The organism is Mesorhizobium sp. M4A.F.Ca.ET.090.04.2.1, assembly GCF_003999085.1.
Classification (GTDB): domain Bacteria; phylum Pseudomonadota; class Alphaproteobacteria; order Rhizobiales; family Rhizobiaceae; genus Mesorhizobium.
Genome location: NZ_RZOT01000626.1, coordinates 1 through 3197, shown reverse-complemented (window position 1 = coordinate 3197; position 3197 = coordinate 1). Strand labels below are relative to the sequence as shown.

Genomic DNA, 3197 nt, shown 5'->3' with positions numbered 1-3197 from the left:
TGCCTGGCCAGACCGGCGCCTTGGCCGCCGCGCGCCTCGGTTTCGTCGCTTGATATTGAGACTTACGCGCGGCGCCTCCCCGCCGACGCTGTGAAGTTACCCTCCCCGCCGCTTCGGCAAGACCGAAGCGGCGTTTCTTTTGCCCAGGGGCGGGTCTGCCCGCTCCGGTAGCACATCGGGCTCCATTCCCCAGGCAATTGCCCATTTGCGACCCATGTCGCAAATTTAATTGTCCCAAACCTCTCTACGCGATTGACAGGAATGGTTTTTCCTGATGTCGCTATGCTATTCGCGACATCCTGTTCGCGTCATGGCCGCGTGAGGTTTCCCGTGAATGCCGTAAAGCACCCGATCAAGAGATCGTTTGTGTTCTTCCTCGTTCCTGACTTCACCATGATCGCCTTCGCAACGGCGCTCGACCCGCTGCGGTCGGCCAACCGGATGCTCGGCTACGAGGCCTACAGCTGGCGCCTGGCCAGCATCGACGGCAAGCCGGTGCGCGCCTCGAACGGCGTCGAATGCGCCGTCAACACCTCGCTCGAGGAGGAGCGCAAGAAGATGGCCGGTCCGGACCGGCCCAACATGGCCATCGTTTGCAGCGGCGTCAATGTCGAGCGCTACCAGAACAAGTCGGCCTTCGCCTGGCTGCGCGAGGAATACAACCGCGGCGTCGCCGTCGGCGGACTGTGCACCGGCGCGCATATCCTTGCCGCCGCCGGCCTGTTGTCCAACAAGCGCTGCGCCATCCATTGGGAGAACCTGCCCGGCTTCTCGGAGGCCTTCCCGAAGGCCAATGTCTTTGCCGACCTGTTCGAGATCGACCAGAATATCTACACCTGCGCCGGCGGCACCGCGGCGCTCGACATGATGCTGAAGCTGATCGGCGACGATTTCGACGAAAGCCTCGTCAACCGGGTCTGCGAGCAGGTGCTGACCGACCGCGTGCGCAGCCCGACCGACCGCCAGCGCTTGCCGCTGCGGGCGCGCCTCGGCGTGCAGAACTCCAAGGTGCTGACCATCATCGAACTAATGGAGGCGAACCTCTCCGAGCCGCTGTCGCTGATCGAGATCGCCGACCATGTCGATCTGTCGCGCCGGCAGATCGAGCGCCTGTTCCGCACCGAGATGGGCCGTTCACCCGCCCGATACTATCTGGAGATTCGGCTCGACCGCGCCCGCCATCTCTTGATCCAGTCATCGATGCCGGTGGTCGAGGTGGCGGTCGCCTGCGGCTTCGTCTCCGCCTCGCATTTCTCCAAGTGCTACCGTGAGCTCTATGCCCGCTCGCCGCAGCAGGAACGCGTCGACCGCAAGCAGCTTCTGGCGGCCTAAGGCGAAGCGGTTACTCCACGAAGGCAAAGTCCTGCTCGCTCGTATGCAGCATGCATGCCAAGCTGCGCAATGCCTCCTCGAGCCGCTCGATCGGCGGCGCGGCAAGCGCCAGCCGCACGGCATTCGGCGCGTGTCCGGGGCCCATTGCGAAGGCGCTTGACGGCGTGATCGCGATGCCGCGACGCGCGGCGACGGCGACGCCCGCGGAACAGCAGACCGGCCAGAACGAGCACATGGAAGCGGCAGCACCGACGACCGGCGCCAAGACCCGGTCGACATCTGGAATTTAGGTTTGAACCGGCGGGCAGCCAGGCTCAGGTCACGGCCGCCTCAGTACCTTTCGCCGCAATAGCATTCGGCCGATGAGATGCGATCGTTCCAGCCGGTATTGCTGAAATCGCGGACCCTTCGATTGAGCTCGATCGACCGGCCTCGCATCCGCGTATCCGAATAGGCGACGAGGGTGCAGCCGCGGCGCACGATCACCGAAGAGACGCGGTCGTTCCAGAACTGGCCGCCACGGAAGCTCACCGAATCGTCCGCCCCCAATTCCAGCGCGCGGCCGCGAAAATACGAGTCCTCGAACATGATGCAGCCCGCCTCGCCGTAAAACTGTGCACTGGCGCTGCCGGCGCAAAATATCGATGCGGCCGCCATCAGGATTGCAACAGATTTCATGGGACGTCTCCTCGTTTGCGCATGGACGCCGTATGATCGGCACGGCGGGAACGACTTTGCATGGCCGGCACCGGACAGGCAAGCCGGGGCGTGACAACTAGCGGCTGTCGAACATCCAGCTGCGATCGCGCCACATTTTCTCGCCGACCTGACAATCCACGATCGGCTTGTCCTGGGCGAGGACCATGGGCGGATGGGCCGCCTCGTCGGCCGCCCATTGTGGCGAATCGGGGCCGGCAAGTTCCAGCACCAGCTTGCGGCGGATCGCTTCCGGGAACTGCGTCCAGTCATTGACCGGTATCATGAAGGCGCCGGGACCACCGATGACGCAGTCGCTGTAGTAGCGGTCGAGATCGTTGACGTCGTAGGCGCCGGTGAAGCCGCCGCGCGTCATCAACGGCAGCCCGTTGATGGTGATGCCCTGGCTCACAACGATGTCCCGCGCCAGGTTGACGGGCGCCCCCTGGTTGTTGGGTCCGTCGCCTGAGATGTCGATGACGCGCTTGACGCCCTGAAAGCCGCTTTCGGCGAAGAGATCGCTGCCGAATTCCAGCGCGCCGGAAATCGAGGTGCGCCTTGCGCTGTCCGGCGGGTGGGCGTTGAGCTGCTCGACCACGCGCTCGGCATCGGCGCGATTGGCGATCGCCGTCCACGGCACGATGACACGCTGCCAGTTGCTGCCCGCCCATTCGACATAGGTGACGGCGATTTTGCCATAGGCGCCTTCGGCAATGGCTTTGAGCACGAGATCATGCGTCAAGGCCGCCGCATAGCCATGGCGCTGGATCTCGAGCTCTTCGGGCGACATGGAAAGCGAGACGTCGACGGCCAGAACCAGTTCGATATCGACGGGCTCGGCGGAAGATGCCGGCGCGGTGCCAAGCGCCAACGCCAGCGCGGCGCAGCCCGGAAGGAGATGTCTTGCACTGGCAAAAGCAGACATGCCGCAACGGTAAGCGAGAATCACGGCTGGACAAAGCGAAAAGCCCGGCACGGGGCCGGGCTTCTCATGCAGTTTGAAGAAACTCAGCTGCGCGGCTTCAGGTTCTCGGGATCGTAGAGCGGCTTGTAGCCGACGCCGGCGACCTCGACCGGATAGGTCTCGCCGAAATATTCGACGTTGAGCCTGCGCCCTTCCTGGGCATAGGCCCAGGGCAGATAGGCGAGCGCGATGTTCTTGCCGATGG

4 protein-coding genes and 1 pseudogene are annotated in these 3197 nt (G+C 64.0%); 1 reads left to right on the top strand and 4 read right to left on the bottom strand.

All coding sequences use genetic code 11. The features are described 5' to 3' along the window. The first annotated feature begins 393 nt into the window (after positions 1–393). Positions 394–1332 carry a GlxA family transcriptional regulator gene (locus EN781_RS29340; RefSeq protein WP_348627266.1) on the top strand — a complete coding sequence of 313 codons (939 nt, stop codon included), beginning with the start codon at positions 394–396 and terminating at the stop codon, positions 1330–1332. 10 nt (positions 1333–1342) lie between these two features. Here the strand turns inward: EN781_RS29340 and EN781_RS29335 are convergent. The 4 genes and pseudogenes from EN781_RS29335 to EN781_RS29320 all read right to left on the bottom strand — a co-directional run. After that, positions 1343–1531, bottom strand: a pseudogene (locus tag EN781_RS29335) (PLP-dependent aminotransferase family protein); the annotation flags it as partial. Between the two features lie 131 nt (positions 1532–1662). Beyond that, positions 1663–1989 carry a peptidase inhibitor family I36 protein gene (locus tag EN781_RS29330; RefSeq protein ID WP_245487881.1) on the bottom strand — a complete coding sequence of 109 codons (327 nt, stop codon included), beginning with the start codon at positions 1987–1989 and terminating at the stop codon, positions 1663–1665. A gap of 118 nt (positions 1990–2107) precedes the next feature. Then, the gene (locus tag EN781_RS29325; RefSeq protein WP_126054083.1) at positions 2108–2953 is read right to left on the bottom strand and encodes a DUF1194 domain-containing protein; all 846 of its coding nucleotides are present in this window, start codon (positions 2951–2953) and stop codon (positions 2108–2110) included. Between the two features lie 83 nt (positions 2954–3036). After that, positions 3037–3197: glycine cleavage T C-terminal barrel domain-containing protein (locus tag EN781_RS29320; protein ID WP_281034403.1), on the bottom strand; the 161-nt coding region annotated here is incomplete at its 5' end.